General features: G+C 67.1%; 2 protein-coding genes. Both read left to right on the plus strand.

Going from position 1 to position 6,544, the window contains the following annotated elements:
- A partial coding sequence (locus DN388_RS25250; protein ID WP_255002859.1) for a phosphopantetheine-binding protein occupies positions 1-532 on the plus strand: 532 nt, incomplete at its 5' end.
- A gap of 14 nt (positions 533-546) precedes the next feature.
- A partial coding sequence (locus DN388_RS25255; RefSeq protein WP_255002861.1) for a non-ribosomal peptide synthetase occupies positions 547-6,544 on the plus strand: 5,998 nt, incomplete at its 3' end.

Consider the following 6,544-nt stretch of genomic DNA (forward strand, 5'->3'; position numbering starts at 1 on the left):
ACTGGTGGGTTATGTACTGCCCCACGATAACGCCGCCGACCCCACGGCCCTGCGGGAAGAACTGAAAACCCGACTCAAGGCCGAACTGCCGGACTACATGGTGCCCACGCACCTGTTGTTCCTGGAGCAATGGCCGCTGACGGCCAACGGCAAGCTCGACCGCCGCGCCCTGCCGGCCCCGGATGCGAGCCTGTTGCAGCGTGAGTATCTGGCGCCGCAGACCGAGCTGCAGCAGCGCATCGCCGCCATCTGGCAGCAGGTGCTGGGCTGCGCGCAGGTCGGCCTGGCCGACAGCTTCTTCGAGCTCGGGGGGCACTCGCTGCTGGCCACCCAGGTGATCGTGCGCCTGCGCGAGCAGCTGGGACTGGAGGTACCGCTCAAGGACCTGTTCATTGCCGAGGATCTGCTGGCGTTCAGCGCCAGCGTGCAAGCCTTGCAGGTCGACACCCAGCCGGTGGAGGACGAATTGGCTAAATCTTTGGCTGCCCTCAAACGTTTATCAGCTGAAGAGCTCGAGAAGCTGATTTCATAACCAGGAGTAGTGGCGTGCAAGAATTGATCGGGGCGGTGGGCGAGCTGTCACCAAGGGAGCGCAAGGCCTTGGCGATAATGCTCAAACAGAAGGGCATCAACCTTTTTGGCATTGCCCCGGTATTCAAGCGAAAACCCGAAGAGCCGCTGTTGCTGTCGTACGCCCAGGAACGCCAGTGGTTCCTCTGGCAGTTGGACCCCGATAGCGCGGCCTATCACCTGTCCAGCGCGCTGTCGCTGGACGGCGATCTGAACGTCGAGGCCCTGGAGCGCAGCTTTGCAGCGCTGCTGGAGCGTCATGAAGCGCTGCGCACCACCTTTGTCCAGCACGCCGAGCAGACCCTGCAGCAGATTGCCGAGCACGTGCCGTTCAGCCTTGGCCGGGCGACCCTGGCCAATGCCGACGCGGCGGCGATCAAGGCCTTCGTCGAGGCGCAGACGCGCAGCCTGTTCGACCTGCAGCAGGGCCCGCTGGTGCGTGCCACGCTGCTGCAGGTGAGTGCGACGCAGCATGTGCTGGTGATCGTGCAGCACCATATCGTTTCCGACGGCTGGTCGATGCAGATCATGGTCGACGAACTGATGCGCCTGTATGCCGCCCATAGCCAGGGCCGGACCCTGGAGCTGCCCGCCCTGAAGATCCAGTATGCCGACTACGCCCTGTGGCAGCGCCAATGGATGGAGGCCGGCGAACGTGACCGCCAACTGGCCTACTGGACCACGCAACTGGGGGGGGAGCAGCCGGTGCTGGAGCTTCCCCTGGACCGCACACGTCCGGCCGAGCAGAGCTTCAGGGGCGCGCAACTGGGTATCGAGTTGCCCGTCGAACTGGGTGCAGGGCTCAAGCGCCTGGCCCAGGCCGAGGGCGTGACCCTGTTCATGCTGCTGCTGGCTTCGTTCCAGACCCTGCTGCACCGCTACAGCGGCCAGCCCGACATTCGCGTGGGCGTGCCGGTGGCCAACCGCAACCGGGTCGAGACCGAAGGCCTGATCGGGTTCTTCGTCAATACGCAGATCCTCAAGGCGCAGTTCGACGCGCCCCTGACGTTTCGTGCGCTGTTGCAGCAGGTACGCCAGTGCGTGCTGGCTGCGCAGGACCACCAGGACCTGCCCTTCGAGCAGCTGGTGGACGCGTTGCAGCCGCAGCGCAACCTGAGCCATAACGCGCTGTTCCAGGTGATGTACAACCACCAGGGCGAGGCCCAGGGCAACCCGGCGGCGCAACTGCCGGGCCTGACCCTGGCGCCGCTGCACTGGGACAACCCCACCGCGCAGTTCGACCTGACCCTCAACACCTACGACAACCCTGAAGGCCTGGCGGCAGCGCTGACCTACGCCACCGACCTGTTCGAGGCAAGCACCGCCGCGCGCATGGGCCGGCACTGGCTGAACCTGTTGCAGGCGATCCTCGCCAACCCGGCCGGGCGCATCGACGAGTTGCCCCTGCTGGGCCCGGCCGAGCAGCAGGCAACCCTGCGCCAGTGGAATGGCCAGCCCCGTGCGTTCCCGGTCACACAGTGCCTGCACCAGATGATCGAGGCCCAGGTCGAGCGGACGCCGCAGGCGATTGCGCTGTGCTGCGGCGAGGCCCGGCTCAGCTATGGTGAACTCAACGAGCGTGCCAACCGTCTGGCCCACCGCCTGATCGAACAGGGCGTGGACGCCGATGTGCGGGTCGGCCTGGCGGTCGAGCGCAGCCTGGAGATGCTGGTGGGGCTGCTGGCCATCCTCAAGGCCGGCGGTGCCTATGTGCCGCTGGACCCGGCCTACCCGAGCGAACGCCTGGCCTACATGATCGAGGACAGCGGCATCGGTCTGCTGCTGACCCAGCCATCGCTGCTGGCGCAGTTGCCGCTTGACGGCGGTGTGCAGTGCCTGTTGCTGAGCGACGATACAAGCGGCTACAGCCCGCACAATCCACAGGTGGTGCTGACCCCGGCCAACCTGGCCTACGTGATCTATACCTCGGGCTCCACCGGCAAGCCCAAGGGCACCTTGCTTGCCCATCACAACGTGCTGCGCCTGTTCGCCGCCACCGAGCACTGGTTCGCGTTCGGCCCGGACGATGTGTGGAGCCTGTTCCATTCCTACGCCTTCGACTTCTCGGTGTGGGAGATCTTCGGCGCGTTGCTGTATGGCGGGCGCCTGGTGGTGGTGCCACATGATGTCAGCCGCTCGCCGGAGGACTTTCATGCCTTGCTGCTCAAGGAGGGTGTCACGGTACTCAACCAGACCCCTTCGGCCTTCAGTCAGTTGATGCAGGTGGCCTGTGCGCCCGAGCACGCCGGCGCACGCAACGCCTTGCGCCACGTGGTGTTCGGTGGCGAGGCGCTGGAGGTGAAGAACCTGCGCCCGTGGTTCGAGCGCTTCGGCGACCGGCATCCGCAATTGACCAACATGTACGGCATCACCGAAACCACGGTACATGTGAGCTACCGTCCGCTGCGCCTGGCAGACCTGGCGGGGGAGGCCGGCAGCCCGATCGGCGAGGCGATCCCGGACCTGTCCTGGTACCTGCTCGACCGCGCGCTCAACCCGGTGGCCAGGGGCTGCATCGGTGAGTTGTACATCGGCCAGGCGGGTCTGGCGCGTGGTTACCTCAATCGCGGCGACCTGACGGCCACGCGCTTTGTCCCCGACCCGTTCGGCGCTGCGGGCGAGCGCCTGTATCGCACCGGCGACCTGGCCCGCTATCGCGCCGACGGGGTGATCGAGTACATCGGGCGCATCGACCATCAGGTCAAGATCCGTGGCTTCCGTATCGAGCTGGGCGAGATCGAGGCCAGGCTGCAGGCACTGTCGCAGGTGCGCCAGGCCGTGGTGCTGGCCCAGGCGGGGGCCAGTGGCGCGCAACTGGTCGGCTACGTGGTGCCGCGCACGCCGGGCATCGACCCGGGCGAACTGCGCGAGGCGCTGAAGGCGCAGCTGCGCGAGGACCTGCCCGAGCACATGGTGCCGGCGCACCTGCTGTTCCTCGAGCAGTTGCCGTTGACCAGCAACGGCAAACTCGATCGCAAGGCCCTGCCGCAACCCGATGCCAGCTTGCTGCAGAGCGTCTACGTGGCCCCGCAGAGCGATCTGGAACAGCGCCTGGCGAGCATCTGGCAGGACGTGCTCAAGCTCGAGCAGGTAGGCCTGACCGATAACTTCTTCGAGCTTGGTGGGGATTCGATCATCTCGATCCAGGTGGTCAGCCGTGCACGTCAGGCGGGCATCCGTATCAGCCCCAAGGATCTGTTCCAGCACCAGACCGTGCAAAGCCTGGCCACGGTGGCGCAGGTCGGCACCGCCGGCACCGCGCCGGACCAGGTAGCACTGGTCGGCCCGACACCCCTGCTGCCGATGCAGCAGCTGTTCTTCGACAGTGTGCAGGTGCAGCGACACCACTGGAACCAATCGGTGCTGCTCAAGCCGTCGCAGGCACTCGACGCGTCGCTGCTCGAGCGTGCCTTGCAGGCGGTGGTCGCGCATCACGATGCGCTGCGCCTGCGCTTCGAGCAGCGGGCCGGCGGCTGGCACGCCCACGCCGTCGCCGAGCCGGGCACGGCGCTGCTGTGGCATCGCGAGGCGGCGTCGCTGCACGAGCTCGACAGTTTGGGCGAGGCCGCGCAAGCCAGCCTGGACCTGCAGCATGGCCCGCTGTTGCGCGGCCTGCTGGTCGACCTGGCGCAGGGCGAGCAGCGCCTGCTGCTGGTGATCCATCACCTGGCGGTGGACGGCGTATCGTGGCGCATCCTGTTCGAGGACCTGCAACAGGCCTACGCCGCCTTGCGTGACGGGCAGGCCGTGCAGCTGCCGCCCAGGACCACATCGATCAGACGCTGGGCGCAGTGGCTCCAGCAGCATGCGCGCAGTGAAGCGGTGCAGGCCCAGCTGGATTACTGGCAGCACCAGTTGCAGGGGGTGGCGCTGGCGTTACCGTGCGAGCACCCGCAAGGCGACCTGAGCAACCGCCAGGCTGCCAGTGTCAGTACGCGCCTGGACCTGGCGCAGACCCGTCAGTTGCTGCAGCAAGCGCCCGCCGCCTACCGCACCCAGGTCAACGACCTGCTGCTGACCGCGCTGGCCCGGGTGCTGACCCGCTGGACGCAGGCCCCGGCAGTGGCGCTGCAACTGGAAGGGCATGGCCGCGAGGAGCTGTTCGAGGACCAGGACCTGACCCGCACCGTGGGCTGGTTCACCAGCGTGTTCCCGCTCAAGCTGACCCCGGCCGCAGGCCTGGGTGACTCGATCAAGGCAATCAAGCAGCAGCTGCGCGCCATCCCCGACAAGGGCATCGGCTTCGGCGCCCTGCGCTACCTGGGCGACGAGGCGGCGCGCCGTGCGCTGGGCGAGCTGCCGACGCCGCGCATCACCTTCAACTACCTGGGCCAGTTCGATGCCAGCTTCGCCGACGCCACCGCGTTGTTCACGCCCTGCGGCGATGCGGCCGGCAACCCGCAAAGCGCCGAGGCGCCGCTGGACAACTGGCTGAGCATCAATGGCCAGGTCTACAAGGGCGAGCTGGAACTGAACTGGACCTTCAGCCGCGCCATGTTCGATACCGCCAGTGTGCAGCGCCTGGCCGATGCTTATGGCCACGAACTGTGCCTGCTGATCGCGCATTGCTGCGGCCCCGAGGCCGGTGGCGTGACGCCGTCGGACTTCCCGCTGGCGGGACTCGAGCAGGCCCAGCTGGATGCCTTGCCGATTGCCGCGCCTACCCTCAAGGACCTCTACCCGCTGTCGCCGATGCAGCAAGGCATGCTGTTCCACAGCCTGTACCAGCAGGACAGTGCCGACTACATCACGCAGATGAGCCTGGAGATCGACGGGCTCGACCCCGTGCGCTTTGCACGCGCCTGGCAGGATGCGGTGGACGCGCACGACATCCTGCGTACCGCATTTCTCTGGCAGCCGCCGCTGCTGCAGCCGTTGCAGGCGGTGCTGCGCCAGGCCACGCTGAGTTTCGAGGTGCACGACTGGCGGGAGCGCGACGACCTGGCACAGGCGGTGGCCGCGCTGGCTGGCAACGAGCGTCGCCGCGGCTTCGAGCTGGGCCACGCGCCGCTGTTGCGCCTGCACCTGGTGCAGAGCGGGGCGCAGCGCTACCACCTGATCTATACCCACCACCACATCCTGATGGATGGCTGGAGCAATTCGCAGTTGCTGGGCGAGGTGCTGCAACGCTATTGCGGGCAGGCACCGCAGGTCGCCGTTGGCAACTACAGCGACTACATCGCCTGGTTGCAGCGTCAGGACCGTCAGCGCAGCGAAGCCTTCTGGGGCGAGCAGTTGCGCGACTTGCAGGAGCCGACACGCCTGGCCCGGGTATCGACGCCTGCCGGAGATGGCTATGCCAATCACTACCTGACCCTGCAGGCCGTCGACACCGGGCGCCTGCAACGCTTTGCCCGTGAACAGAAAGTCACCGTCAATACCCTGCTGCAGGCGGCCTGGCTGTTGCTGTTGCAACGCTATACCGGGCAAGCGTGCGTGGCCTTCGGCGCCACGGTGGCGGGGCGCCCGGCCGAGCTCAAGGGGGTCGAGCAGCATATCGGGCTGTTCATCAACACCTTGCCGGTGGTCGCCAGCCCGCGCCCGGAGCTGACGGTCGGCCAGTGGCTGCAGCAGGTCCAGGCACAGAACCTGAGCCTGCGCGAGCATGAGCACACACCGCTGTTCGAAGTGCAGCGCTGGGCCGGCAAGGGCGGTGAGGCGCTGTTCGACAATATCCTGGTGTTCGAGAACTACCCGGTGGCCGAGGTGCTGGAGCAGGCGGCGCCAGAGGGCCTGCGCTTCGGCGCGATGGAGCAGCACGAACAGACCAACTACCCGTTGACCCTGGCCGTGGGGCTTGGCGACGAACTGTCGTTGCACATGAGCTACGACCTGGCGCACTTCGCACCGGCCACGATCGAGCAGATCGCCGCGCAGCTGGGCCACCTGCTGCTGGCCATGCCCTCGGCGGCTGATCGGCCCCTGGGCACATTGGCGCTGATGGAGCAGGCCGAGCAGCGCGAGGTGCTGGCCG

This window comes from Pseudomonas sp. S12(2018), from assembly GCF_024355235.1.
In the GTDB taxonomy this organism is placed as follows: Bacteria; Pseudomonadota; Gammaproteobacteria; order Pseudomonadales; family Pseudomonadaceae; genus Aquipseudomonas; species Aquipseudomonas palmensis.